Annotated in this window: 22 protein-coding genes; 14 read left to right on the top strand and 8 right to left on the bottom strand. The window is 67.0% G+C overall.

Annotated elements, in window-relative coordinates; genetic code table 11:
- Nucleotides 1-16 precede the first annotated feature (16 nt).
- The 5 genes from CSQ85_RS02735 to CSQ85_RS02715 all read right to left on the bottom strand — a co-directional run bounded on the left by CSQ85_RS02735 (nucleotide 17) and on the right by CSQ85_RS02715 (nucleotide 7,957).
- Nucleotides 17-2,257: a YhgE/Pip domain-containing protein gene (locus CSQ85_RS02735; protein ID WP_150382774.1), complete on the bottom strand. Its 2,241-nt coding sequence runs from the start codon at nucleotides 2,255-2,257 to the stop codon at nucleotides 17-19.
- Nucleotides 2,257-4,776 carry a YhgE/Pip domain-containing protein gene (locus tag CSQ85_RS02730; RefSeq protein WP_150382773.1) on the bottom strand — a complete coding sequence of 840 codons (2,520 nt, stop codon included), beginning with the start codon at nucleotides 4,774-4,776 and terminating at the stop codon, nucleotides 2,257-2,259. Before CSQ85_RS02730 ends, CSQ85_RS02735 begins: the two co-directional genes overlap by 1 nt.
- A 39-nt stretch (nucleotides 4,777-4,815) precedes the next feature.
- Complete coding sequence (locus tag CSQ85_RS02725) at nucleotides 4,816-5,535, bottom strand: TetR/AcrR family transcriptional regulator (RefSeq protein WP_150382772.1); 720 nt, start codon at nucleotides 5,533-5,535, stop codon at nucleotides 4,816-4,818.
- 246 nt (nucleotides 5,536-5,781) lie between these two features.
- The gene (locus tag CSQ85_RS02720; RefSeq protein ID WP_150382771.1) at nucleotides 5,782-6,726 is read right to left on the bottom strand and encodes an aldose 1-epimerase family protein; all 945 of its coding nucleotides are present in this window, start codon (nucleotides 6,724-6,726) and stop codon (nucleotides 5,782-5,784) included.
- Between the two features lie 277 nt (nucleotides 6,727-7,003).
- The gene (locus tag CSQ85_RS02715; protein ID WP_150382770.1) at nucleotides 7,004-7,957 is read right to left on the bottom strand and encodes an aldose 1-epimerase family protein; all 954 of its coding nucleotides are present in this window, start codon (nucleotides 7,955-7,957) and stop codon (nucleotides 7,004-7,006) included.
- A 181-nt stretch (nucleotides 7,958-8,138) separates the two neighbouring features.
- Here CSQ85_RS02715 and CSQ85_RS02710 point away from each other — a divergent pair, with 181 nt between their 5' ends.
- On the top strand, nucleotides 8,139-9,164 hold the full coding sequence (locus CSQ85_RS02710) for a 4-hydroxy-3-methylbut-2-enyl diphosphate reductase (RefSeq protein WP_150382769.1): 1,026 nt from the start codon (nucleotides 8,139-8,141) through the stop codon (nucleotides 9,162-9,164).
- A gap of 141 nt (nucleotides 9,165-9,305) precedes the next feature.
- On the opposite strand, the gene ybaK is transcribed toward CSQ85_RS02710, so the two are convergent.
- The 3 genes from ybaK to CSQ85_RS02695 all read right to left on the bottom strand — a co-directional run bounded on the left by ybaK (nucleotide 9,306) and on the right by CSQ85_RS02695 (nucleotide 11,994).
- Nucleotides 9,306-9,815, bottom strand: a complete 510-nt coding sequence (ybaK, locus tag CSQ85_RS02705; protein ID WP_150382768.1) for a Cys-tRNA(Pro) deacylase — start codon at nucleotides 9,813-9,815, stop codon at nucleotides 9,306-9,308.
- A gap of 138 nt (nucleotides 9,816-9,953) precedes the next feature.
- Nucleotides 9,954-11,012, bottom strand: coding sequence for a type I glyceraldehyde-3-phosphate dehydrogenase (gene gap / locus CSQ85_RS02700; protein WP_107040997.1), 1,059 nt, complete (start codon nucleotides 11,010-11,012; stop codon nucleotides 9,954-9,956).
- A 193-nt stretch (nucleotides 11,013-11,205) separates the two neighbouring features.
- Entirely contained in the window at nucleotides 11,206-11,994 is a 789-nt protein-coding gene (locus CSQ85_RS02695) for a thiamine diphosphokinase (RefSeq protein ID WP_223846791.1), read from the bottom strand.
- Nucleotides 11,995-12,057: 63 nt separating this feature from the next.
- Here CSQ85_RS02695 and CSQ85_RS02690 point away from each other — a divergent pair, with 63 nt between their 5' ends.
- The 13 genes from CSQ85_RS02690 (at nucleotide 12,058) to CSQ85_RS02630 (ending at nucleotide 25,267) form a co-directional block, all read left to right on the top strand.
- Nucleotides 12,058-13,812 (top strand): spermidine synthase, encoded by a 1,755-nt coding sequence (locus tag CSQ85_RS02690; RefSeq protein WP_223846790.1) that lies wholly within the window; start codon nucleotides 12,058-12,060, stop codon nucleotides 13,810-13,812.
- Nucleotides 13,813-14,125: 313 nt separating this feature from the next.
- Entirely contained in the window at nucleotides 14,126-14,851 is a 726-nt protein-coding gene (gene infC, locus CSQ85_RS02685) for a translation initiation factor IF-3 (protein ID WP_107040995.1), read from the top strand.
- Entirely contained in the window at nucleotides 14,832-15,026 is a 195-nt protein-coding gene (gene rpmI, locus CSQ85_RS02680; RefSeq protein ID WP_107040994.1) for a 50S ribosomal protein L35, read from the top strand. Before infC ends, rpmI begins: the two co-directional genes overlap by 20 nt.
- A 62-nt stretch (nucleotides 15,027-15,088) precedes the next feature.
- Nucleotides 15,089-15,472: a 50S ribosomal protein L20 gene (rplT, locus tag CSQ85_RS02675; protein ID WP_107040993.1), complete on the top strand. Its 384-nt coding sequence runs from the start codon at nucleotides 15,089-15,091 to the stop codon at nucleotides 15,470-15,472.
- Nucleotides 15,473-15,626: 154 nt separating this feature from the next.
- On the top strand, nucleotides 15,627-16,556 hold the full coding sequence (xerD, locus tag CSQ85_RS02670) for a site-specific tyrosine recombinase XerD (RefSeq protein WP_150383013.1): 930 nt from the start codon (nucleotides 15,627-15,629) through the stop codon (nucleotides 16,554-16,556).
- A gap of 33 nt (nucleotides 16,557-16,589) precedes the next feature.
- A complete protein-coding gene (locus CSQ85_RS02665) occupies nucleotides 16,590-17,429 on the top strand; it encodes a ParA family protein (RefSeq protein WP_107040991.1) in 840 nt (279 codons plus the stop codon).
- A gap of 77 nt (nucleotides 17,430-17,506) precedes the next feature.
- Nucleotides 17,507-18,292, top strand: coding sequence for a segregation and condensation protein A (locus CSQ85_RS02660; protein WP_150382767.1), 786 nt, complete (start codon nucleotides 17,507-17,509; stop codon nucleotides 18,290-18,292).
- 69 nt (nucleotides 18,293-18,361) lie between these two features.
- Nucleotides 18,362-19,027: an SMC-Scp complex subunit ScpB gene (gene scpB, locus CSQ85_RS02655; protein ID WP_223846789.1), complete on the top strand. Its 666-nt coding sequence runs from the start codon at nucleotides 18,362-18,364 to the stop codon at nucleotides 19,025-19,027.
- A gap of 190 nt (nucleotides 19,028-19,217) precedes the next feature.
- On the top strand, nucleotides 19,218-20,009 hold the full coding sequence (locus tag CSQ85_RS02650; RefSeq protein ID WP_190972866.1) for an NUDIX hydrolase: 792 nt from the start codon (nucleotides 19,218-19,220) through the stop codon (nucleotides 20,007-20,009).
- Nucleotides 20,010-20,067: 58 nt separating this feature from the next.
- Nucleotides 20,068-21,345, top strand: a complete 1,278-nt coding sequence (nadA, locus tag CSQ85_RS02645; protein WP_150382766.1) for a quinolinate synthase NadA — start codon at nucleotides 20,068-20,070, stop codon at nucleotides 21,343-21,345.
- A gap of 71 nt (nucleotides 21,346-21,416) precedes the next feature.
- Complete coding sequence (gene nadB, locus CSQ85_RS02640; protein WP_150382765.1) at nucleotides 21,417-23,072, top strand: L-aspartate oxidase; 1,656 nt, start codon at nucleotides 21,417-21,419, stop codon at nucleotides 23,070-23,072.
- 4 nt (nucleotides 23,073-23,076) lie between these two features.
- Nucleotides 23,077-23,988 (top strand): nicotinate-nucleotide diphosphorylase, encoded by a 912-nt coding sequence (locus CSQ85_RS02635; protein ID WP_150382764.1) that lies wholly within the window; start codon nucleotides 23,077-23,079, stop codon nucleotides 23,986-23,988.
- A gap of 43 nt (nucleotides 23,989-24,031) precedes the next feature.
- Nucleotides 24,032-25,267 (top strand): cysteine desulfurase family protein, encoded by a 1,236-nt coding sequence (locus tag CSQ85_RS02630; protein ID WP_150382763.1) that lies wholly within the window; start codon nucleotides 24,032-24,034, stop codon nucleotides 25,265-25,267.
- Nucleotides 25,268-25,295: the final 28 nt, after the last annotated feature.

Below are 25,295 nucleotides of genomic sequence, written 5' to 3'. Positions count from 1 at the left end.
CCTGTTCGGTCGCCTCTCAGTTCATCGCCATCGTGCTGGAGATGAGGGTGCTGGTCTTCGCCATGGCGCGGGTCACCGGCGTGTACAGCGTGAAGCCGATGAGCAGGGCGACCACGAGATAGATGCCCATGCGGCCCATCTGCTCCCAGTAGACGTTGCCGTAGAATCCTCCGACGGCCTCCCGCAGCGCGGTGATGCCATGCGAGAACGGCAGATAAGGGTACAGCTGTTTGAACACGCCTGGGAGCATCTCCACCGGGAACGTGCCGCCTATGCCGGCGATCTGCGAGATCATGAGCGCGGCGCAGATCGCCTTGCCGACGGTGTTGAATACGGCCGCCAGCGTGTAAACGAGCATCGAACTCACCAGCGACGACCACCACAGGCACAGCATGAACAGGAGCGGATCCGTCGCCTGCGCGCGCAGGTACAGCAGATCGCCGAGTCCCAGCACGGTGGTCTGCGCCAGCGAGAACGCGACGAAGGTCAGGCCGCGGCCCAGATACAGCTGCCATGGCCTCGGACGGTCCAGGGCCGCGGAGACCCTGTCCGACACGTTCGCCTTGAGGATGATGCTCAGGAACATCGCGCCGACCCAGATGGCCAGCAGTGTGTAGAACGGGGTCATCGCGGAGCCGTTGTTCGCGATCGGGTACACGGCTATGCGCTTCGTCGTCACGGGTGTGGTCATGGCCAGGGCGATGGTGTCCGTGGGTTGGGAGAGCAGTTTGCGTACCTCCTCCACGCCACCGGAGGCCATGGCCTCGTCCAGCTTGTCGGCGGTCTCGCCGAGTTTCTTCGATTGCTCGAGCAGCGTGTCATGCGCCGTGTCGATGTTGGCCGTCAGCTCCTCGATATTGGTCAGCGCTCCGGCCGAGCCGCTGCCGTCGGTTCGCCCGGTCACGTCGGCGAGCGTGGAGGTTGTCTCGTCGACCAGCGCCTTGGCGTCCGTCCCGGTCCGCTTGGCGGAGTCGGTCACGCCGGAGAGGGTGGCGACGACGTTGTCCTGATACGACTTGTTCAGGTCGCGGATCGACTGCGCGCTGGCCTGCGCCTGCGCGGCGATGTCCTTGCCCGCGTCGTTGATCGCCTGTCCCTTGGCTTCCGCCTGGTCCGCGGCGTCATTGATCTTCGTATCGGTGGCATTGAGACGCTTGAGGGTGCGGTCCACGTCGGCGATGGCCCGGTCGATCGCGGCCTTGGCCGGTTCCGTGTGCAGCGTCTCCCGGATGGAGACCAGCGTGTTGCGGTACTGGGTCAGGCTTGCGATCATCGGCCTGATGCGGTTCGTGGAGATCGCGCGCAGGGCCGCCGCGGTGTTGGCGGCTCCCGCGGCGGGTTTGCCCAGCGCCTCCTCGGCGTTATCGCCGACGTTGTCGAAGGCGTTCGCCGCGGAATCGAGTCCATCGGCCATGTTCGCGTTGACGCGGTCGATCGACGTGGATGCGTCTCCGAGCTTGCCGGTGATGCCGTCCATGTCGACGGTGGAGGATTGCAGCGACCGCTTCGTCCGTTCCATCGACTTGCCGGATGCGTCGAGCAGGGATGCCGCGGAATCGGCAAGACCCGCGTAGCTCGAAGCGAGGTCGGCCGCATCGGAGAGGTCGGCCGATTGTCGCCGCAGATTGGCGCTTAATGCGCTGATGGATCGTGCGCTCTGGTCCGTGTCGAGATAGGAGGCCACGGAATCAAGCGTGCCGGCTGCGGCCTGGGCGACGGACGAGGTGAGGGTGTCGCTGATCTGCTGGCGTACTGTGGATGCGCCCTGATCGGTGACGGTGGAGCCGATGGGGTTCTTCTTGGGGTTGGAGTAGTAGACGAGCTGCGCCTGCCTCGCCTTGGTCTTGTCCGTCTTCCCGGAATCCGCGGTCCCTTCGTTCAGCAGGGAGAACAGGTCCGTGCTGAAGTCCTCGGGAATCACGATGGCCGCGTAGTATTCGCCTGATTCCACGCCGCTTTTGGCCTTATCCTCGTTCACGAACGTCCAGTCGAGGCTGTCGTTTGCCCTGAGGGCGTTGGAGACCTGATCGCCCACGTTGACCTTCGCCGGCAGCAGGTCGCCCTGATAGCCCTTGTCCGAGTTGGCGACCGCGACCTTCATGCCGCCGGTGCTGTCGTAGGGGTCCCAGTTGGCGTAGATGTTGAACCATGCGTAGAACGACGGCATGAGGATCAGGCCGATGGCGATGATGAGTGCGATCACGCTGCTGCGGATGTGCAGCATATCGGTGCGGAATATGGCCCATACGTTCTTCATCAGCGGCCGTCCTTTCCATTGGTGTTGACATCACCTGCGGCCACGACGGAGCGCAGCAGGCTTTCGGCGCCCATCGTGCTGTCATGCGCCTGCCGCGGCAGGTGGAGGTGGATGTATTCGAGGATGATCAGCGCGACGTCCACCACGATCACCATCGCCAGCCAGGCCACGAGGAATCCGATGCTCGGTCCGACGATCATCATGGCGATGAGGAACACGACGGGGATGATCCAGATGAGGTGGAATCCGATGCGCACCAGATGCGGGTACAGGCGCTCGAATTTCTCCGCCCTGCGCCTTATGCCTGCGCCCCATGTCGGGTCGGCGAGCATCTTGCGCACGGTAATCATGGCGTTGCGTTCGGATACGACGATCTCCATGCGCTGCGCATTGACCAGATCGGTCTGCTCCAGTTCCCTGTTGAACAGGTCGTTGAGGTTGGCGAGCGCCGGGCGGCACAGCATCGCCACGAGCAGGAACATCACGGCGAACGTGGAGGTCTGCCAGATGCGTGTCCAGAAGTCCGTGCCGTAGAAGCCGCCGATCGTCTCACGGAGCGCCTCGACGCCGTAGGTGAACGGCAGTACCGGGTACAGCAGTCGGTAGAAGTGGGGCATCATCTCGATCGGGTACATGCCGCCTGCGCCCGGTACCTGCAATATCAGGAAGATCACGCTCAATGCCATGCCGATGTGCCGGAACATCATGACCAAGCTGTAGGCGATCGATACGTAGGTCATCGAGCATACGATGGTGCCCAGATAGTACGCCCATGGCACGTTGCACTGGATGCCGATGACGAGGTTGCCCGACGCGATGACGACGCCCTGCAGCACGGCGACGGCCATGAGCAGCAGCCAGCGTCCGAGGAACGCCTGCTTGGGCGTGAGCGCGTCGACGCCTTCCGAATCGGCGTCGTTGCGCAACAAGGTGAGCGCCACGAAGGCGCCCGCCCAGCAGGCCAGGTTCGTGAAGAACGGGGCGATGGCGGTGCCGTAGTTCCTCATCGGATAGTATTCGCGGGTCTCCAGACCGATCGGGGAGGCGAGGAACGAGGACACCTGATCGGCGTCCACGTGCGCGAGGCCCTTGACGCCGGTCCATGCGTCGCTCGCGCGGAGGACGGCGAAATCGGCCTGCGTGCGTTTCACCGACTCGTCCACGCGGTCGAGGGCCTTGCCTGTCTGTCCCATCACCTTGGATGCCGATTCGAGGGTCGTGTCGAGCTGGGCGAGATCGGCGTCGATGCGGTCGATCGATTCGGCCGTTCCGCCCACGGTGCCGGACAGGCCGACGAGCTGGGTGGAGACGCCGGTGAGGGTGGAGTCGATCCTGCTCGAAGCGTCCGAGGACAGGCTGGAGAGCCCGTCGGCCTTGCCGTTCAATGCGTCTAGGGAATCGGAGAGCTTCTTGCCGCCCGACTGCATCGCCGAGGGGATGCCATTGTTCAGTTGCCTCATCGCTTCGATCTGCGCGGCGAGGTCGCGCTGATGCCGTTTCGCCTGCGCGAGGACGTCTGAGCCTGCAAGCTGCGGATCGGATTCCATCGCCGCGATCGCATCCCCCAGGGAGTCGTTCGCGGATTCGAGCGTGGACAGTGATGCGTCGACGCGGCCGGAGACGTCCGCCGCATTGCCGTTGATGGTGTCCTTGACGCCGTCGATGTGCCCGGCAAGGGCGCCGGAACCGGACTGCACCTGTCTGATGGTCGAGTTCATGGAGTGCTGGAACGCCGACAAACCGGCGCGCGCGGAGTCGACGGAGGATGCCGTGTCGTTGACGCTCGCGGAAAGCGCGTCGGCGCGACCGGCGATGCCCGTCATGTTGTGGCGGGCCTTCGCGATCGTCGCCCGCGCATCGGTGATGGAGGATTGCGCGTCGTCGACTTTTCCGCGGGCCGCGGTGATGCTGGATCGGGCTTCGTCCAACTTGCCGTCCAACTGGTTCGCCGTCCCGTCGAGCTGGCCGTTCATCCGTCCGGCTTCCTTGGCGAGTGTCTTCGTGACGGTCCTGCTCACGGTGGAGACGAATGACGCGTTGATCTGTTGTTCGAGGGCGGAGGCGCCGGACTGCGTCACCCGCGGCGCGAGCGTATTGACCTTCTCGTTGACGTAGAAGGACAGTTCGGGGCGTGTGAAATCGCCCTGCAGCACGCTGGTCAGATCCTTGCTGAAGTCCTTGGGAATCACGATGGCCGCGTAGTATTCGCCGGATCTCACGCCGTTGACGGCGGCCGACTCATCCACGAACCGCCATCCCAGATCGTGGTTGTCCTTCAGGGCGTCCATGGTCTGATCGCCCACATTCAGTGTTGAACCGTTCACCATGGTTCCCGCGTCGTTGTTGGCCACCGCGATCGGCACGTCGCCGGTGTTCGCGTACGGGTCCATGTTCGCCGCGACGTTGAGCCATGAATACAGTCCCGGCACGAAGCATGACGCCAGAACGATGAACACGACGAAGGGCACCGCGCAGATCCGCTTCACATCGCGGATGAAGACGCGCAACACGTTATGCATGATAGTTGTCCGTTCCCTCGTGAATTCACCTACCGACCGTCACCGCCGCGACGGATTCGTCTGGGCATCCGCCGATTCGCAGGCCGATGCGCCGATATTCCTAGCAAGCATGGCCAGCCCGATCGCATGCGTGTTGTTGGCCGCGATCCTGACCACAAGGTCGATGGGCTCCCTGCGCCCGCGCCGATACCATTCCTTGAGCGAGCCGACGAGCCCGGCCGCCAGATACACGAAGTGGTAATCCCGCACGGCTCCGGCCGTCCGTCCGTCCACCGCCGGTCCCACCGGGTCCACCTGCGTTGCGGAAAGAGGGTCGATGAGCTCGTTGCAGTACGCGCCTATGGCGTCGATGAGGTCGCCGGAAAGCGCGTCCCCGGACTTGCCGGCCACCAGCAGGGATGTGGATTCGTCGGCCGCGGCGAACTCGAAGATCTCACGGATGAGGGGTTCGTAGTCGTCCTGGAGGATCTCCCCGCGATGGCGGGTGATGATGTTCTTGTACGAGTCGATGAGCTCGCGTTTGAGCTGGTCGAACAGGGCGTAGATGTCCGTGTAGTGCACGTAGAACGTCGCCCGGTTGACGTCCGCGAGACGGGTGAGCTCCATCACCGAGATCTTGTTGAGAGGCTTGACCTCCAGCAGCTTGACCAACGCGCTCTGCAGCATCGCCCGGGTGCGGCGCGTGCGTCTGTCCACGGGCCTGCCGGGCTGCCCTTCGGGGGATTCGCCGGCGCTCGTCCGAGTGTTTGCGTCTGCCATTCAGTGCCTCCAATGCCTTTGGTCCGCCACGTCACGCCGGCCGGAGGTGCCGGGGACTTCGGTTTTCGGTCGTGGTCCGTTGTCTCGACGACATCATAGCAAACACTCTTCGACAACTGTCGATAAACCATGCAGTTGTTGAAAATTGAAGCGATTTCGAGTCGGGTGACGCAAAACAATTGGGCGGTGCCCCGTGTGTGGAGCACCGCCCAATTGTTTTGCGGACCGTATGCGCGATCGCGTGTTTCAGACGCGATCGGCTCGGAACGTGACGCGCGTCGTGTAGTCGTCTCCGGGTTCGAGGACGACCAGATCCTTGCCGGTGCGGAAGGCGTCGGCGTAGGCGGTCATCGGCTCGACGGCGACGCCGGGCTGGCGGACCTTGGCACCGATCTCGTTGCCGGTGCACACCTGCCACGAGTTGATGGTCTTGTCGCCGGTCAGCGTGACCCTGATGCCGTCGGGGCGGGTGAACACCGCGGACGTGCCGCCGTCGGCGTCGCGGTCCACGATGCCGGTCCACGCGTCGTCGAAGCCGCGGCCCTCGAGCGTCGGGTTGTCGCGCAGATCGTAGATGCCGGCGACCGGCTCCTCGCCGGTGGGCAGCAGATGCTCGTCGACGGTGACATGCGTGTCGCACGGGATCGTCAGACGGCACGGCTCGTTGTCCGGGGTGATGTCGGCGCCGACGGAGCGCTTGCCGTTCGCCAGCCACGGGTGGATGCCGAACGCCCACGGCGCCCTGACGGAGTCGTTGTTGTGCACGGTGAACGTCTCGTTGAGGCCGTCCTCCTCAAGCGCGTAGGTGGCGGTGACGGTGATGTCGAACGGGTAGCCGGCCAGATCGGGGGATCGCCAGGAGAGCGTGACATGCGACTCGCCCAGATCCTCGAGCTGCCACATGTAGCGGTAGGCGTAGCCGTGCAGCGAGGCGGAGCGGTCGAACTCGTCGATCGGCATCTGGTAGTCCTCGCCGTCGAACGTGTACTGGCCGTCGGTCACGCGATTTGGGTACGGGGCGAGCACCCAGCCGTTGCAGCAGGGGATGACCTTGTTCGGGTCGAACGGGACGATGATGTCCTCACCCTGCCACTTGAGCTCGCGCAGGCTGGCGCCAAGCTCGGTGACGACGGCGCTCCACTCGCCGTTGCGAATCGAATACTGGTTGCCGGTGCGGGGTTTGAGAACCATGGTCTTTAAGCACACTCCTTCGTGATTCTGCACTTTGCAAAAGCGGATTGTTACCGCTCACAATGATACCTCACCTCAGTGTGAGGACCGCCGCCCCTTGGCCCCCCTCTGATGGGACGTTGCCGTGAAGCAAACAGCGGAGCTGTTTGTAGGCAACGTGCGAGCCGACAGGCGAGCCAGTCAGCTGCGCGCGCAGCGCGTCCGTAATTGCGGGACGGGCTGTCAGCGAAGCTGACTGGGGGAGAGACAAGCGACCGGCGTGCGGTACGCACTCCATTCAGGCGCGGCTCACCTCGTAGCGCACGACGGTGGTGACGCTTTCGCCCGGCTCGATCACGGTCAGGTGCTCGCCGGAGCGGAACGCGTTGGCCGGGGCGGTCATCGGCTCGACGGCGACGCCGTACGGGTGCTCGGCGAACGGGGCGCCGGTGGCGGTGTAGCACTGCCATGCGTTGATGGATTCGTCGCCGATGAGCTTCACCTCGATGCCGTCGGGGCGGGTGAACACGGTGGTCGTCGTGCCGTCGGCGGCGCGGTTGACGTCCAGCCACGCGTCGTCGAAGGCACGGCCCTCGAGCGTCGGGCCCTCGCGCAGGTCGGTGACGCCCGCAACCGGCTCGGTGCCGGTCGGGATCAGCCCGTCGTCGACGACCACATGACGGTTGGCATCGATCTTGAGGCGGCAGGCGGCGGAGTCGGCGTCGCGCTCCTCGCTGGTCGCGCCCCGCTTGCCGTTCGCGAGCCACGGGTGCAGGCCCAGGGCCCACGGCGCCGGCTCGTCGCCGTCGTTCGACGCGGTGACGGTGACGGTCATGCCGTGCTCGCCGAGTTCGTAGGTGACGGTGACGGTCACGTCGAACGGGTAGCCGTCGAGGTTCGGGAAGCGCAGCGACTGGGTGACCGCGTTGTCGGTGAGCGATTCCAGCTTCCACATGTAGTGGTAGGCGTAGCCGTGGTTCGCGTTGTGGCGCGGCGCGGGGTGGCACTCGTTGACCGGCGCGCAGTAGTGCCTGCCGTTGAAATCGTATTCGCCGTCCTTGATGCGGTTCGGCCACGGCGCGAGGATGTAGCCGTTGCAGGTGGGGGTCAGGTCGTCCGGGCCGAACGGGCAGAAGATCTCCTCGCCCTTCCAGTCGAAACGGCGCAGCTTCGAGCCGAGTTCGCAGACGACGGCGGAATAATCGCCGTAGTGGATGGAATACTGGTTGCCGGTGCGCGGTGTCTTGCTCATGTTCACTCCATAGTGAGAGGTGATGTTACCGCTACCATCCTAATGCGTGATCGGGCTGGGCGACGGGTGCCGGCCGGTCGCGCCCGCGGCGTTTCCACACGGTTTCCCCACGCGTTTCGCGCCCGGGGGAGTCGCCCGGGTTGCTAGTGTGGAGCGGGACGACACGAGGAGGATTTCGATCATGGGCAAACGCATCGTACTGGCCGATCCGAGGGGGTTCTGCGCGGGCGTGGACCGTGCGATCCTCACCGTGCGCACGATCCTCAAGGGTGCCGGCGGAGGCGTCGGCGCAGGTTCCGGCGATGGTCGGGACACGGTCCGGGATGCGGGAACAGGCCTGCCGCCGGTGTACGTGCGCCGGCAGATCGTGCACAACAAGCATGTGGTCGAGGACCTGTCCGCCCAGGGTGCGGTGTTCGTCGAGGAGCTCGGCGAGATCCCCGACGAGGCGGCCGCGGCCGGCGTGCCGGTGGTCTTCTCCGCGCACGGCGTGTCCCCCGAGGTCAAGGCGGAGGCCAAGGCGCGCGGACTCAACGTCGTGGACGCCACCTGCCCGCTGGTCGGCAAGGTCCACCGCGAGGTGACGCGCTTCGCCCGCGGCGGCTACGAGATCGTCTACATCGGGCACAAGGGCCACGACGAGGCGGTCGGCGTGGTGGGGGAGAGCCCCGAGCACGTGCATCTGATCGAGCACGAGGGCGACGTCGCCTCGCTCGACTTCACGCCGGACACGAAACTCGTGCTGCTCACGCAGACCACGCTGAGCGTCGACGAGACCGCCGGCACGATCGCGGCGCTGAAGGCGCGCTTCCCGTGGATCGAGATGCCGCCCAGCTCGGACATCTGCTATGCGACCTCCAACCGTCAGGCGGCCGTCAAGGTCGTCGCCGAACAGTCCGACTGCGTGGTGATCGTCGGGTCGGCGAACTCCTCGAACTCGGTGCGCCTCGTCGAGGTCGCGCAGGAGGGGCTCGGGCAGCGGGGCCGCGCGCATCGCGTCGACGACGCCGGCGACCTCGACGACGCATGGTTCGACGGGGTCGAGGCGGTCGGCATCTCCTCGGGCGCATCGGTGCCGGAGGAGTACGTCGCCGGCGTCATCACGGCGCTCAAGGCGAAGGGCTACACCGAGACGACCTCGGTGGAGACCACGCGCGAGGACATGCACTTCGTGCTGCCGGCTGAGCTTCGCCGACAATCGAGATAACTCAATCTCATCAGGCGTCGCGATACAAATGGCCCCCTCTGACGAGGGGGCTGGCAGCCCGAGGCTGACTGGGGGAGAGAAATGAAGCGGCCCGAATGGGTCGCGAGAAATGCAGTATCAGCCGAAGGCTGATGCCGGCAATCACCAGGTGCCGATGGGGGCGGCGACGGCGTCGAGGACCTTGAGCAGGTCGTTCGGGTTGACGCCGACCGAGAATCCGCGCTTGCCGCCGGAGACGAGGATCACGTCGTACTTCAGGGCGCTCTCGTCGAGCACGGTTTTGTGGCGCGTCTTCTGCCCGAGCGGTGAGATGCCGCCGACCACATAGCCGGATTCGCGCATCGCGACCTTCGGGTCGGCCATCGCGGCCTTCTTCGCGCCGACCGCGGCGGCCAACGCCTTCAAGTCCATGTGCCCGCTCACCGGCACGACGCCGACCACGCGTTCGTCGCCGGTGTCGGCCATGAGCGTCTTGAACACCTGATGCTCGTCGAACCCGAGCTTCGTGGCGGCCTCCACGCCATAACCGTCGTCCATGTGGTCGTTGGAGTGCTCGTACTCGTACGGGGTGAACTCCACGCCCGCGCGTTCCAGTTCGACGGTCGCCGGGGTGGAGCCGGCTCCCTTCTCATGCTTCTTTTTCTTGGTCATGCCCTCCAGTAATACCCTTCGTAAATGACAGATGCGTCCCGCCGGCCCGTATACGAGCCTATACGAGAAAACCCCCGCGCAAGGCGGGGGTTTCGACCGATCAATCGATCACGTCATGCAGCGCGGGGCTGCGACGACTCACTCGGAGATCTCGGCGAAGTACAGCAGGGTACGGATCATGTTGGAGGTGAAGCCGTACTCGTTGTCGTAGAAGGAGACCGTGCGGGCGAGGGTCAGGCCGTCGATGTTGTTCACGTCGGTCTGGGTCGGGTCGAAGACGCCACCGTGGGTGTCGCCCAGGATGTCGGAGGACACGATGCCCTCGTCGTTGTAGCCGTAGTAGTCGGTGTCGGAGAAGGCTTCCTTGAACGCGGCGTTGATCTCGTCGGCGGTGACTTCCTTCTCCAGCACGGTGGTCAGCTCGGTGACGGAGCCGTCCGGGACCTGCACGCGCTGGGCGTGGCCCTGCAGCTTGCCGTTGACGGACGGAACGACCTTGCCGATGGCCTTGGCGGCACCGGTGGAGTGGGCGATCGTGTTGATGCCGGCGGCGCGCAGGTTGCGGCCGGACTTGGTGCCACGCGGGCCGTCCAGCAGCATCTGGGTGCCGGTGTAGGCGTGGATGGTGGTCATGAAGCCGGCGCGGATGCCGAACTTCTCGTCCAGCAGCTTGACCATGGCGGCCATGGAGTTGGTGGTGCAGGAGCCGGCGGACACGATGTTGTCGGAGGCCTTGAGGATGTCGTGGTTCACGCCGAAGACGACGGTCGGGGTGGTGTCGTCCTTGGCCGGGGCGGAGATCAGGACCTTCTTGGCGCCGGCGTTGAGGTGGGCCTGGGACTTCTCGGCGGAGGTGTAGAAGCCGGTGCACTCGAGCACGAACTCGACGCCGTCGTTCTTGACCCACGGGATGTTGTTGGCGTCCTTCTCGGCGTAGACCTTGTACTCCTTGCCGTCCACGACGATGGAGTCCTCGGTGGCCTTGACGTCGACCGGAGTGCCGTCGTCGTGGCGGAAGGTGCCATGGGTGGAATCGTACTTCAGCAGGTAGGCCAGGGTGGCCGGGGTGGTCAGATCGTTGATGGCGGCAACCTCGATGTCACCAGCCTGACCGCCGCGAGCCTGCAGCTCGAAGATGCGACGGAAGGCGAGACGACCAATGCGACCGAAGCCGTTGATACCAATCTTAACTGTCATGTAATTCTCCCTTGGGGAAGGCCCCGGATGCGTGGACGCATACGGAACCATTGTTTACCAACGCTCCTTACTGTAATGCCTCACCTGTACTTCAGGCAACGTTTCGCGGGGTGTTTCGGCTGAAAACGAAGGAAATTCCGTGAGCGTTCACATACTGGACGCGACGCGGCCCGCGGGCCTGGTTCAGAGGCGGTCAGAGCGCCAGCAGGGAGGAGACGGAGGTGTCGAGCGCCCCCAGATCGCCGGAGAACCCATGCAGCCACGAAACCCGGGGCTCCGGCGCCTCGGCCGGGTAGGTGACGATCAGGGTGCCCTCGCGCACCGAGACCGCGGCCGGGGTGAGGGGCAGGAACTCGTTGCTCAGCCCCAGCACCGAATCCGAGTCGAGCACGCCGTCCATCAGACGGTACTTGAGACCCGGCTCGTCGATGCCGCGCGAGACGTCCGCGTGGGAGAACACCGACACCATGCGTCCCGGCCGCGCGTCGAACGCCGGCCAGTCGAGACGCCCGTCGTTGATCGCCGTGACGACCGTGCCGTCGCCGTGCAGGAACCCGATCCCGCCGTGGCGGGCGATCCGCGCCGTCAGGCGGATCGCCGAAAGCGTGTGGTCGACGCGCCCGCCGAGGGCCCCGTACACATGGAACGTGCGGCATTCATGCGCCCAGCCGACCTTCAGGGCGCTGAGCAGGTCCGGATCGTCCTTCTGCGGCGGCAGCGTGATCGTGTCCTCGCCGGCCGCCGGCCGATCGCCCTCAAGCGAGTCGAAGTCGCCCACCACCACGTCCGGCGCGACGCCGAGCGCGCGGGCGTGGTCCAATCCGCCGTCCGCCGCGACGACGAACGCGCCGTGGGGCACCCGGACCGCGTTCGCCGGGTTGCGGGACGGATCATAGTATTCGCCCGCGGCGAACACCACGCACGTCGCGCCCGCGTTCCCCGCCGTTCCCGCCGCGTCCGCCATATCGCCTGTCATGCTCATGCCGGCAAGTCTACGCGCGGTGCGTACCCGGTGTGTACCCGCGGCGTAATACCGTTGTCGTCTATGGCAGTGAAAACAGCGGCGAGCGACAGGCCGATCCTCAAGTCCAAGACGTTCCTGTACGTCACCGAATTCTTCTCCGGCATGGCGGTGATGGCCGCCGAGCTCGGCGCCTCGAGGCTGTTGGCGCCCTACTTCTCCAGCTCACAGATCGTGTGGACCATCATCATCGGCACCATCATGATCGCCCTCGCGCTCGGCGCCGTGTTCGGCGGCAAATGGGCCGACCGCGACCCCGACCCGGACAAGCTCTACCTCAGGATCATGGCCGCGGCCGTGTGGATCTCGCTGATCCCGCTCGTCGGCAAGTTCGTGATCCTCCTGGTCTCGGGCCTGCTCATCGTGACCGTGTCGACCAACTTCCTCGTCATCGCCGCGTTCGTCTCCTGCATGCTCGTCTTCGTGCCGCCGCTGTTCCTGCTCGGCACCGTCACCGCGGGCCTCAACAAGTTCGCCACCGACTCGCTCGACGACAACGCCTCCGTCGTCGGCCGCCTGTCCGCGTGCAACACGGTCGGCTCGATCCTCGGCACGTTCCTGCCGACGTTCGTCACGATCCCCGCCGCCGGCACGTTCGTCACGTTCCTGCTCTTCTCCGGAGTCCTCCTGGCGATCCCGCTCGTCTACTTCGTCTCGATGAAGGCCCGGCGCATCGCCTGCGCCGCATCGGCCGTCGTCTTCGCCGTCTCCGCGGTCCTGTCCCCGATGACCGGGTTCGCGTTCTGGGAGAACCACACGACCCTCGCCTACGAGGGCGAGTCCATCTACAACTACCTGCAGGTCAAGAACCTGTCCGACCGCACGATCCTGTCGACCAACGTGCTCTTCGGCGTCCAGTCGGTCACGATGAAGGACAAGGGCCTGACCGGCATGTACTACGACACCGCGCTGGCGGCCCCGGCGCTCGCCGACCACGCGGACAGCGCGCTGATCCTCGGCATGGGCACCGGCACCTACGCGAGGCAGCTGAAGCGCTACTACCCGGACATGTCGGTCACCGGCGTCGAGATCGACCAGAAGATCACCGACCTCGCCGTCAAATACTTCGACGAGCCGGCCGACGTGCCGGTCTCCACCTACGACGGGCGCGCGTGGCTCGCCGCCTCGCATGACACGTACGACGTGATCATGGTCGACGCCTATCAGGACATCACCATCCCGTTCCAGATGAGCTCCGACGAGTTCTTCTCGATGGTCCGCTCCCACCTCAACCCCGGCGGCGTGATGGTCGTCAACATGAACATGATCTCCGACGGTGAAGGCTCGATCAACGAGGCCCTGCAGACCACCATCGCCAACGTGTTCAACGGGGCGTGCCGCATCGGCACCACCTACACGGCCGACGTGCCCGGCACCACCAACCGCGAGCTGTTCGCCAAGGCGCCGACCGCCGACGAGACCGGCCGCTATGACGGCTGCGATGATGCCTGGCGCGCCACAGGGCGGATCGCCACCGTCTCCGAGCCGTTCACCTCCACGATGGGGGACGACGTGACCGCCGGGGCGCTGCGCGCCGTCACCCGTGAGCGCACCGGCGACGCGGAGCTCACCGCGTACATGGGCGAGGTCGCCGGGCGCATGACGGCCGTGAAGGACCCTGCCGCCGGCGACGAGTCGCTGGTCCTCACCGACGACCACGCGCCGGTCGAGCTGCTCGGCATGCGCGCCATCGACCAGCTCATCGCCGAGGAGGCCGGGCCGTACCGCGAGATCCTCGAGAAGGAGGGCATCGGCGGTCTGCTGCGCGCCGTGCAGTAACCACGGCGGCATCGAAAGACATCGCGACACGCGGCTGTCGCCGGGTGTGGTATAGTAACCATTCGGCTTGAGAAATCAAGAAAGCGGGGCAACCCCACCTGGAAGCCTTTCAAGGCCTCGGGTTCAAGGCATAGGCCTTCCTTCCGCTTCATCATGCGGCATATGCATGCGATGCATGCGTTCGCATACGCGGGAGACACAAGGAATCACGCATAGCGTGGAAGTTGCAACATAGCGCCATACGGCGCATATCGGCCTGCCATGAAACCGGAGCGATGAACGACGTCCAGACGGCGAGTCCCGTAGAGGAAATTTGAGGATTGGAGTCATCATCAGCGACGAACCACGCATTAACGACGAGATTCGCGTCTCGCAGGTGCGCCTGATCGGCCCGAACGGCGAACAGGTGGGAGTCATCGCGACCTCGGTCGCCCTCAACCTGGCGAAGGAAGCGAACCTCGATCTCGTCGAGGTGGCGCCCAACGCGAAGCCTCCGGTCGCCAAGCTCATCGATTACGGTAAGTTCAAGTACAACGAGAAGATCAAGGCTCGTGAGGCTCGCCGTAACCAGAACACGGCCGAGATCAAGGAGATCCGCTTCCGCCTCAAGATCGACGACCATGACTTCGAAGTGAAGAAGGGCCATGTGGTCCGCTTCCTCAACGGAGGAGACAAGGTCAAGGTCACCATCATGCTGCGTGGCCGCGAACAGTCCCGTCCGATCGGAGGCGTCGAGCTGCTGCAGCGTCTCGCCGCCGATGTGGAGGAGTACGGCACCATCGAGTCCAAGCCGAAGCAGGAGGGCCGCAACATCATCATGACGCTTGCGCCCAAGGGCAAGAAGGTGCACACCCAGTCCGAGCAGCGTCGTCGCGGGGCCGAGTCCCGCGCCGAGCGTCAGGCCCGCCAGGCCGCGCGTCTGGCCGCCAAGCAGGACGCGAAGGCACAGGCCGCGGCCGAGGCGCAGAACGCGATCTCCCCCTCGACCTCCAGCAAGAACACCAATAAGGAGGGCAGCAATGCCGAAGATGAAAACTAATTCCGCCGCTTCCAAGCGCGTTCGTATCACCGGCTCCGGCAAGGTGATGCAGGTCGGTTCCGCCATGCGCCACAACCTCGAGCACAAGTCCGCCCGCAAGCGTCGCGCCCTGTCCGCCGACGACGTGCTGCGCGGCGGCCAGGCCAAGAAGCTCAAGCAGCTTCTGCAGAAGTGACCACGTGCCGTACGGCATCGATTCACCAGAATTAGAACTTTAGAAAGCTGAGGAAATAGATTATGGCACGTGTCAAGCGCGCAGTGAACGCCCACAAGAAGCGTCGCGTCGTTCTCGAGAGGGCCTCCGGCTACCGCGGCCAGCGCTCCCGCCTGTACCGCAAGGCCAAGGAGCAGCTGTTCCACTCCTTCAACTACAACTTCCGCGACCGCAAGGCCCGCAAGGGTGACTTCCGCAAGCTGTGGATCCAGCGCATCAACGCCGCCGTCCGCGCCGAGGGCATCACCTACAACCGCTTCATCCAGGGCCTGCGTCTCGCCGGCATCGATCTGGACCGTCGCGCCCTCGCCGAGCTGGCCGTCTCCGACGCCGAGACCTTCAAGACCATCGTCGAGGCCGCCAAGGCCGCCCTGCCGGAGGACGTCAACGCCCCGGTCGAGGCCTGAGCCAGACACCAAACGATGGATCGTCGGGGCCGGAAGAGACCCTGACGGACAGACGAAAGACCCCGCATCGCGCGGGGTCTTCGCTTTTTCGGCAAAGACTCGTCGTGGGAAGCGGCGTGGAGGACGTATGGAGGATGTGAAGGAGGAGACGCGAATGGAGAACGGGTTCGACCGGCTGCTCGAGCGGTTCCTCGCGCACATCGGCGTGGAGCGCGGGCTGGCCGACGCCACCGTGACGGCCTATGAGTCCGATCTGCACAAGTACACGGGCTGGCTCGCGTCCCGTGGCGTCGACGGCATCGCGCACGTCACCCGCCGACACGTCGAGGACTACGTCGCCTTCCTCGACGATCTTGGGGAGTCGGCCCGCTCCAAGGCCCGCCGCCTCGCCGCCGTGCACGAGTTCCACCGATTCGCGCTCGCCTCGCGCGTGGTCGACGACGATGTGTCCGCCGCGGTCAAGGCGCCCAAGGGGGCGTCCACACTGCCCGACGTGCTCACCGTCGACGAGGTCGCGCGCCTGCTCGACGCGGTGCCGACCGAGGGCGACGACCCGGTGATGCTACGCGACAAGGCGCTGCTCGAGTTCATGTATGCGACCGGCGCCCGCGTCTCCGAGGCCGTCGCGGCAAACCTCGACGACATCGATCTGGACGACGCGCACGTCGCCCGGCTCACCGGCAAGGGATCCAAGCAGCGTCTGGTGCCGATCGGCAGCTACGCCCGCGAGGCGATGCGGCGCTACCTCGCCAAGGGGCGTCCCGCCCTCGAGGCGCGCATCAAGGGGGCCGCGCAGCCCGAGCGCCGGGCGATCTTCCTCAACAAGCGAGGCCGCCGGCTGTCGCGCCAGTCGGTGTGGGAGGTCGTCAGGGCCGCGGGGGAGCGCGCCCGCGTCACCCGTCCGCTGCATCCGCACACGCTGCGCCACTCGTTCGCCACGCACCTGATCCAGGGCGGCGCGGACGTGCGCACCGTGCAGGAGCTGCTCGGACACGCCTCGGTGACCACCACCCAGATCTACACGCATGTGAGCCCGGAGAACCTCATCGCGACGTACCTGACGGCCCACCCCCGCGCGAAGTGAACCGGAATGATGCCGGAATGATAAGGTGAACATATGCCTACGGATATGCTTGGACGCGACTATCAGACCTTCCCCGTTCCCGAACCGCTGCGACAGCACGGCCCGGCGAGGGTCATCGCCATGTGCAACCAGAAGGGCGGCGTCGGCAAGACCACCAGTTCCATCAACATCGCCGGCGCGTTGAGCCAGTACGGCCGCCGCTGCCTGATCGTCGACTTCGATCCGCAGGGCGCCGCCACCGTCGGTCTCGGCATCAACGCCAACACCGTGGAGAACACCATCTACACCGCGCTGTTCGACCTGCGCGTCGACGTGCACGACGTCGTCCGCCACACCGCCTTCGAGAACCTCGACATCATCCCGGCGAACATCGACCTGTCCGCGGCCGAGGTGCAGCTCGTCACCGAGGTTGGCCGCGAGCAGATCCTCAACAGCGTCCTGCGCCCGCTCAGGAGCGAATACGACGTCATCATCATCGACTGCCAGCCGTCGCTCGGCCTGCTGACGGTGAACGCGCTGACCGCCGCCGACGGCGTGATCATCCCCGTGGCGGCCGAGTTCTTCGCGCTGCGCGGCGTGGCCCTGCTCATGCAGTCCATCGAGAAGGTGCAGAGCCGCATCAACCCGAACCTCAAGGTGTACGGCGTGCTGGTGACGATGTTCACGCGCACCCTGCACTGCGAGGAGGTCATGCAGCGCATCTACGAGGCGTTCCAGGACAAGGTGTTCCACACCGTCATCTCCCGCTCGATCAAACTGCCAGACTCCACCGTGGCCGCCGCGCCGATCACCATGTACGCGCCCAACCACAAGACCAGCCAGGAGTACCGCGAGGTGGCGCGCGAGCTCGTCGCGAACGGGGTGATCGCCTGAGCGGGGCGAACCCGGCCGCGCCCGTCGCCGTTCCGGGCTCCCCGACGGGTGCCTCGGGTGCGTCGGAGCTCGAGGCGATGGCCGATTCCGGGTTCTCGGTCGATCTGGACGTGTATTCGGGCCCGTTCGACGTGCTGCTCGGCATGATCGCCCGCAGGCGGCTCGAACTGACCGAGGTGTCGCTGGCGGCGATCACCGAGGAGTTCCTCGACTACGTGCGCCGTGAGTCGCCGGCGGCGGACACGTCGCTGAACGCGGACGGCATGGACGAGGCCAGCGCGTTCATCGACGTGGCCTCGGTCCTCGTCGAGGCGAAAAGCGCCGCGCTCCTGCCCGCGGACGAATCCGGCGAACGCGACGAGTCCAGCATGGAGGCGCTGCGCGAACGGGACCTCCTGTTCGCGCGGCTGCTGCAGTACCGCGCCTACAAGGAGGCGTCCCGCGCGTTCAGACGCAGCCTCGAGGAGCACGCCGGCGTATTCGCGCATCCGGGCGTCGTCGACGAGCGGGTGCGCGCCATGCTGCCGGAACTGGTGTGGACGATCGGCCCCGACGACCTCGCCGGGATCGCGGCGCGCGTGTTCGCCGCCGCCCCGGCCGACACGGTGAGCGTCCACCAGCTGCATGTGCCGCAGGCCGATCTCGACGAGCAGCTGCGCATCGTGCGCGAACGGTTGGTCTCGCTGGGGGCCGGGGAGTCGATCACCTTCGACGGGCTCGTGGCCGACGCCGCGCGCCGCGTCGAGGTGGTGGCGCGCTTCCTCGCCGTACTGCTGCTGTTCAAGCGCGGCGAGGTGCAGTTCCGGCAGGACGCCCCCTACGCGCCGCTGCACCTGCGCCGGGCGGCTGGCGCGGCGGCGTGAACGCGTGCGTCGAAACGAACGCGTGCATCGAAACGAACATATCGGGACATCGGGAAGGAAAGGACGGTAATGGGCGTCGCTGACGTGACGGAGGACATGAACGCCGCGAACGGAGGCGGTGCCGCGCGCGCCGGAAGGACGGACCGCGCGGGACTGCCGGTCGAGGAGTACCCCGGCGGGCTCAAGGCCTGCCTCGAGGCGATCCTCATGGCGGCGGACGAGCCGCAGGATGCCGATGATCTGGCCCGTGTGCTCGGCGTCGACCGCACGGTCGTGACCGAGGCGCTCGAACGTCTCCAATCCTCCTACGCGATGGCCGAACGCGGGTTCGAGCTGCGCCGGACCGCCCGTGGATGGCGGTTCGCGAGCCGGGCCGAGTTCGAGCCGGTCGTCGCCGCGTTCGTCACCGACGGGCAGACCTCGCGCCTCAGTCAGGCGGCGCTGGAGACGCTGGCCGTCGTCGCGTACCGCCAGCCGGTCACCCGCGCCCGCGTCTCCTCGATCCGCGGCGTCAACTGCGACGGCGTGATCCGCACGCTGTGCGTGCGCGGGCTCGTCCAGGAGCGGGGCGTCGACGAGGAGACCCGCGCCGCCCTGCTCGTCACCACCGACCTGTTCCTCGAGATGATGGGACTCGACTCGCTCGACCAACTGCCCGCGCTCGCCCCGTTCCTGCCCGATCCCGACGACGCGATCGGACAGGGCGAGACCCTCGAGACCCTCGAGACGAGATGACTCCGGCTCCCTGTAGGGACTGGGGGAGCCGGCCCGTGGGGGAGTTTTCCGAGGGGTGACTCATATCTTCGCCTTTAAAACCCTTGGAATTTCAGGCGTTTCTATTTATGGTCATTATGACTATAAATGATGCTATGCTTCTTGACCATCGACGGATCGGCTCGTGATCCGCGCTGGGAAAGAGGTCGAATTGGGCATCGGCAACGTTTCGGAACGACGGCTCGCGCCACCGCAGGTGGGCGTGTCGGTGGTCATCCTCGCGCTCGCGCCGGGTGGCGGCGAGACCGGCCGCGGACGCCTGTGGATGCCGCTGGTCCGGCGCGTGCGGCAGCCCTATCTAGGATGCTGGGCGCTGCCCGGCGGCGACCTCTTCGCCGACCGCTCGCTCGAGGACTGCGCGTACGCGGCGCTCGAATCGACCACCTCGATGCACCCGCGCTATCTGGAGCAGCTGTACACGTTCGGCGGCCCCGACCGCTCGCGCGGCGGGCTGCCGATGGTGTCCGTCGTCTACTGGGCGCTCGTCGGGCGGGCCGAGACGCGCGACCTCGTCGAAGGGGACAACGTCAAGTGGTTCCCCGAGGACGAGCTGCCCGAACTCGCCTTCGACCACCGCCGCATCATCGACTACGCGCTGTGGCGCCTGCGGAACAAGATCGAATACCCGGACGTGGCCGTGCGCCTCGTCGGCGAGACCTTCACCCTCGGACAGCTGCACGACGTGTACGAGGCCATCACCGGCGAATCCATCGACCTGGCGAACTTCCGACGCAGGATCCTCGCCTCCGGCCAGCTCGAGGACACGGGAGCCAAACAGCGCGTCGGACGGCACCGCCCGGCCGCGGTATACCGCTACGTCACCCCGTCCGACGCGGCGGGGGAGACGAGCCAACGCCGCGACCTGTGGAACCCCGCGCAGTGGGACGCCGGGCCGCAGACCCCTCGGCCGGCGTCCGACGCGCTGGCGGCGCTCGCCCGCTGAGCGAGCCGTCGCGCCGGATTTCCCAAGATTTTCAAGCCGTATCCAGAAAGGAACAACCATGACCGCAACATTCACCGCGCCGTCCGTCGACGAGATCATCGCCCGACTCGGCGCACAGAGCACCTGCGACGCGGGGCTCACCCTCGACCCGTGGCACTTCGACACCACCAAGCCCAGCTACGGGCCCGGCGCCTCGATGCTCGACCGCCTGCCCGCGAACTCGCCCCGGCAGCAGGTGCTGCCCGACGAGTACCGCAACGCCTCCGAGGAGGAGCTTCAGCGGCGCATTACCGACGCCAAGCGCCGCCTCGGCTCGAAGCTGCTCATCCTCGGCCACTTCTACCAGCGCGACGAGATCATCCGCCACGCCGACTTCGTGGGCGACTCCTTCCAGCTCGCCAAGAACGCGACCGAACGCCCCGACGCCGACCACATCGTCTTCTGCGGCGTCCACTTCATGGCCGAAACCGCCGACATCCTCTCCACGCCCGAACAAAGCGTGACCCTGCCGAACCTGTCCGCCGGCTGCTCGATGGCTGACATGGCCAACATCGACCAGGTCGAGGAGGCGTGGGACCAGCTTGGCGAGATCTGCGGGCGCGACAAGGACGCCGACGGCATGCAGCCGATCGTCCCCGTCACCTACATGAACTCCTCCGCCGCCCTGAAGGCGTTCTGCGGACGTCACGGCGGCATCGTGTGCACGTCGTCCAACGCGCACGCCGTGCTCGAATGGGCGTTCGCCCGCGGCCGGCGCGTCCTGTTCTTCCCCGACCAGCATCTGGGCCGCAACACCGCGCGCGCGATGGGCATCCCGCTGAGCCAGATGCCGCTGTGGGACCCGTTCAAGTCGATGGGCGGCGCCTCCGACCCGTCCGACTACGCGAACGCGAGGATGATCCTGTGGAAGGGCTTCTGCTCCGTGCACCAGCGCTTCACTGTCGAGCAGATCGAACGCGCCCGCAAGGCGTACCCGGGCGTCAAGGTCATCGTGCACCCTGAATGCTCGATGCAGGTCGTCGACGCGGCCGACGGCGTCGGCTCCACCGCGTACATCGTCAAGGAGATCGCCAACGCGCCCGCCGGCTCCGCCGTGGCCGTGGGCACCGAGATCAACCTCGTCAACCGCCTCGCCGCCCAGTATCCGGACAAGACCGTGTTCTGCCTCGACCCGGTCGTCTGCCCGTGCTCGACGATGTACCGCATCCACCCCGCCTACCTCGCCTGGGCGCTGGAGAACCTCGAGGCCGGCAACGTGGTCAACCGCATCACCGTCGACGAGGACACCGCGCGCGAGGCCAAGGTCGCGCTGGAGCGCATGCTGCGCGTCCACTGAGCGGATCGCGACATAGCCACGCATAACGGACATACGAGAGCGGACATACGAGAGGAAAGAGCAGAACGGCAATGAACGAGGACACGCGCATCCTGATCATCGGGGCCGGCGTGGCGGGACTGTCAGCCGCGCTGGCCGTGGCCGGCGCCGGACACGACGTGACGCTGGTCACCAAGGACGAACTGGTCGAATCGAACACCTACCACGCGCAGGGAGGCATCGCCGCGGCCATCTTCGCCGACGACGACCCCAGGCTGCACGCCGCCGACACCATCGCCGCCGGACACGGCCTGTGCGACCCGAAGGCCGTCGACATCCTCACGCGCGAGGGCGCCGAGCGCGTGCGCGAATTCGCCGCGGCCGGCGTGCGGTTCGACCGCGACGCCGAGGGGCACATGCTGCGCGGGCTCGAGGCGGCGCACTCGCGCGCCCGCGTCGTCCACGCAGGCGGGGACGCCACCGGCAAGGTGCTCGAACTCGACGTGTCCGCGATGGTGCGCGCCAACCCGCGCATCCACATCGTCGAACACGCGTTCCTCGAGGACCTCGTCGTCAGGGACGGGCGCATCGCCGGTGTGAGGCTGCTCGTCGACGACGGCGCGGCCGGCGCGACGAGCCGCCTCGTCGAGGCCTCCCGCGTCATCCTCGCCACCGGCGGCGCCGGGCGCATGTACCCGTACACCACCAACCCGGCCGTCGCCACCGCCGACGGACTCGCCGCCGCATGGCGCGCCGGGGCGCAGGTCGCCGACCTCGAGTTCTACCAGTTCCACCCCACCGCGATGGCCGTCGGCGAGCACTTCCTCGTCTCCGAGGCGGTGCGCGGCGAGGGCGCGGTCCTGCTCGACGAGCACGGCCGACGGTACATGCGGGACGTCGACCCGCGCGCCGAACTCGCCCCCCGCGACGTCGTCGCCCGCGAGAACTTCCGCGTCATGCAACGTCAGGGCGGACGCCCCGTCATGCTCGACGTCTCGCCGATGCGCGCCGAACACCCCGACCTCGCCGCGTTCCTCGCGCACCGGTTCCCGACCATCGACGCCTACACGCGATCGCTCGGCTTCGACTGGAGCCGCGAGCCGATCCCCGTCGCCCCCGCCGCCCACTACTACATGGGCGGCGTGCGCACCGACCTCGACGGCCGCGCGTCCGTCCCCGGACTGTACGCGGCCGGCGAATGCGCGCGCACCGGCGTCATGGGCTCCAACCGCCTCGCCTCCAACTCGCTGCTCGAAGGACTCGTCTACGGCCGGCGCGCCGGCCTCGCCGCCGTCGCCGACACCGACGACACGGTATGGTCGCCCGAACCATTGCTCAACTCCGCGACCGGCGAGGCGTACACCGCAGCGCCCGTCAGCCTCACCGACCCGGATGCCCCGGATACGGATGGGTTGGCCGGATCGGCCGGTGACGACACCGGCGTCTGGGACCGCACACGCATCCAGGACACCATGTGGCACGGCGTCGGCGTCCTGCGCGACGCCGAAGGCCTCGCCCACGCGATCGACGGGCTCGGTCGGGGTCTCGCCGCCGCGAACGCGCACGCCGGCGAGGCGGCCGCGGCCGGGGACGTCACCGCGCTCGAGAACCGCGACATGCTCACCGTCGGACGCGTCGCCGCCGTCGCGGCGCTCGCCCGCACCGAATCGCGTGGCGCCCATGCGCGCACCGACTGCCCCGAACCGCGCGACGAGTGGGCCCACTCCGTCGCCTACGTCAGGAGGTGACGCCATGCTCACCCAGCACATCATCCGCACCGCCGTCGAGGCGGCGCTCGCCGAGGACGCACCCTACGGCGACGTGACCTGCGAGACCACCATCCCCGCCGACGAAACCGGTCGCGCGGCCCTCACCGCCCGCGAGGACGGCGTGATGAGCGGCATCGACGTGTTCGCCGCCGCATTCCACGCCCAGAACCCCGGAATCGAGGTCGCGCCGGCCATCGCCGACGGCGAGCCCTTCCGCGCCGGGCAGGCGCTCGCCACCGTCGCCGGTCCGGTCAGGGACCTGCTGACCGCCGAGCGCGTCGCCCTGAACTTCACCCAGCGCATGTGCGGCATCGCCACGATGACCGCCGCGTTCGTCGCCCGTGTCGACGCGATCTACGCCGACGGCCAAGCGGGCGGCCAAGCGGACGGCCCCGTCACGATGTCCCGCCGCTACGCGCGCACGCGCATCGCCGACACGCGCAAGACCACGCCCGGACTGCGCCCGTTCGAGAAATACGCGGTCACCTGCGGCGGAGGGCACAACCACCGCTACGGTCTGTCCGACGCGGTCATGATGAAGGACAACCATCTGGCGGCGCTCGCCGCGCGCGGCATCGACCTCGCCGGCGCGATCCGGCATGTGCGCGAACAGGTCGGCCACACCACGCACATCGAGGTCGAGGTCGACCGGCTCGACCAGATCCCCGCCGTCATCGAAGGCGGCGCCGACACCATCATGCTCGACAACTTCACGCTCGAGGACACCCGCCGCGGCGTCGAACTCATCGACGGGCGCGCCATCGTCGAAGCCAGCGGCAACATGAGCCTCGACCGCGTGGCCGCCGTGGCCGCCACCGGCGTCGACGTCATCTCCGTGGGCGAGCTCACGCATTCCGTGCGCTCCATCGACCTCGGCCTCGACTGGCGGAACTGAACGCAGGAACCGAATGCAGGAACCGAACGCAAAGGAGACGATCATGACCGATGCCGAGGAACTCTATCTCGACGCCGCCGCCACCGAACCGGTCAGCCGCGATGTCATCGACGCGATGACACCGTTCCTGACCGACGCCTACGCGAACCCGGCCAGCGTCCACCAGCCCGGACGGACCGCCGCCCGCGCCCTCGACGCGGCGCGCGCCTCCTTCGCCGCCGACCTCGGCGCCAAGCCCGACGACGTGATCTTCACCTCCGGCGGCACCGAATCCGACAACCTCGCCGTCAAGGGCATCGCGATGGCACGGATGCGTCGGATGGGACTCGGGGTGCAGGGGAGTGGGAGCGCCGGAAATAACGCCTCGGGAACCGTGCCCGCCGCCCGCCGCCCGCGCATCGTCATCTCGTCGATCGAACACCCCGCCGTCGCCGCATCGGCCGACTGGCTCGCACGCTGGTTCGGCTTCGAGGTCGTGCGCATCCCCGTCGACGGCCAGGCCCACCTCGATCTGGACGCGCTCGAACGGGCGATCGACGGCGAGGCGGGGGAGCGGACCACACTCGTCGCCGTGATGCTCGCCAACAACGAGGTCGGCACCGTCGAACCGATCGAACGGATCGTCGCGATCGCCCACGGAGCCCACGTCCCCGTCCACGTCGACGCCGTGCAGGCCGCCGGGCTCATCCCCATCCGCATGCGCGACTGGGACGTCGACTCGCTCGCAGTCTCCGGACACAAGTTCGGCGCGCCCAAGGGGCTCGGCGCCCTCTTCGTGCGCGGCCGCACGCCCATCGAACCGCTCGTCTCCGGCGGCGGACAGGAACGCGGGCTGCGCTCCGGCACGCAGAACGTGGCCGGCGCCGTCGCGCTCGCCATCGCCCTGCGTCGCTCGGACACGCGCATGGCCGCCCATTACCGCGAGCTCGTCGCCTCGCGCGACATGCTCATCGACGCGGTGCGACGGGTCGTGCCGCGCGCCGAACTGACCGGCGACCCCGAACATCGCCTGCCGGGGCACGTCTCGTTCGTGTTCCCCGGCGTCACCGGCGAGGCGCTGCTCGTCGACCTCGACGCGCGCGGCATCGCCTGCTCGTCCGGGTCCGCCTGCGCGATCGGACGCCACGAGATCCCGCCGACGCTGCTGGCGATGGGCATCGAACCGTCGATCGCCAAATCCGCCCTGCGCATGACCTTCCGCGAACCCCTGACCCGCGTCGAGATCGAACGCGTCAGCCTCGCCATCGAGGAGTCGTACGCCGCGCTGACCCGACACTGAACCGGAGATGTCTCGGGGATGTCTCGGG

The sequence above is a fragment of the Bifidobacterium rousetti genome (genome assembly GCF_008698235.1).
GTDB lineage: Bacteria > Actinomycetota > Actinomycetes > Actinomycetales > Bifidobacteriaceae > Bifidobacterium > Bifidobacterium rousetti.
The sequence above is the reverse complement of the archived record's forward strand: the minus strand, read 5'-3'. Positions and strand labels throughout refer to the sequence as shown.

Bases quoted from the DNA above. Each gene is read 5' to 3' on its own strand.
- nadB (WP_150382765.1), top strand. From the start codon at position 21,417: ATGAACGAGGACACGCGCATCCTGATCATCGGGGCCGGCGTGGCGGGA.
- gap (WP_107040997.1), bottom strand. From the start codon at position 11,012: ATGACAGTTAAGATTGGTATCAACGGCTTCGGTCGCATTGGTCGTCTC.
- xerD (WP_150383013.1), top strand. From the start codon at position 15,627: ATGGAGAACGGGTTCGACCGGCTGCTCGAGCGGTTCCTCGCGCACATC.
- CSQ85_RS02635 (WP_150382764.1), top strand. From the start codon at position 23,077: ATGCTCACCCAGCACATCATCCGCACCGCCGTCGAGGCGGCGCTCGCC.
- CSQ85_RS02730 (WP_150382773.1), bottom strand. From the start codon at position 4,776: ATGCATAACGTGTTGCGCGTCTTCATCCGCGATGTGAAGCGGATCTGC.
- CSQ85_RS02735 (WP_150382774.1), bottom strand. From the start codon at position 2,257: ATGAAGAACGTATGGGCCATATTCCGCACCGATATGCTGCACATCCGC.
- nadA (WP_150382766.1), top strand. From the start codon at position 20,068: ATGACCGCAACATTCACCGCGCCGTCCGTCGACGAGATCATCGCCCGA.
- CSQ85_RS02695 (WP_223846791.1), bottom strand. From the start codon at position 11,994: ATGAGCATGACAGGCGATATGGCGGACGCGGCGGGAACGGCGGGGAAC.
- CSQ85_RS02725 (WP_150382772.1), bottom strand. From the start codon at position 5,535: ATGGCAGACGCAAACACTCGGACGAGCGCCGGCGAATCCCCCGAAGGG.
- CSQ85_RS02665 (WP_107040991.1), top strand. From the start codon at position 16,590: ATGCCTACGGATATGCTTGGACGCGACTATCAGACCTTCCCCGTTCCC.
- ybaK (WP_150382768.1), bottom strand. From the start codon at position 9,815: ATGACCAAGAAAAAGAAGCATGAGAAGGGAGCCGGCTCCACCCCGGCG.
- CSQ85_RS02710 (WP_150382769.1), top strand. From the start codon at position 8,139: ATGGGCAAACGCATCGTACTGGCCGATCCGAGGGGGTTCTGCGCGGGC.
- CSQ85_RS02715 (WP_150382770.1), bottom strand. From the start codon at position 7,957: ATGAGCAAGACACCGCGCACCGGCAACCAGTATTCCATCCACTACGGC.
- CSQ85_RS02720 (WP_150382771.1), bottom strand. From the start codon at position 6,726: ATGGTTCTCAAACCCCGCACCGGCAACCAGTATTCGATTCGCAACGGC.
- CSQ85_RS02630 (WP_150382763.1), top strand. From the start codon at position 24,032: ATGACCGATGCCGAGGAACTCTATCTCGACGCCGCCGCCACCGAACCG.
- rpmI (WP_107040994.1), top strand. From the start codon at position 14,832: ATGCCGAAGATGAAAACTAATTCCGCCGCTTCCAAGCGCGTTCGTATC.
- CSQ85_RS02690 (WP_223846790.1), top strand. From the start codon at position 12,058: ATGGCAGTGAAAACAGCGGCGAGCGACAGGCCGATCCTCAAGTCCAAG.
- scpB (WP_223846789.1), top strand. From the start codon at position 18,362: ATGGGCGTCGCTGACGTGACGGAGGACATGAACGCCGCGAACGGAGGC.
- CSQ85_RS02660 (WP_150382767.1), top strand. From the start codon at position 17,507: ATGGCCGATTCCGGGTTCTCGGTCGATCTGGACGTGTATTCGGGCCCG.
- rplT (WP_107040993.1), top strand. From the start codon at position 15,089: ATGGCACGTGTCAAGCGCGCAGTGAACGCCCACAAGAAGCGTCGCGTC.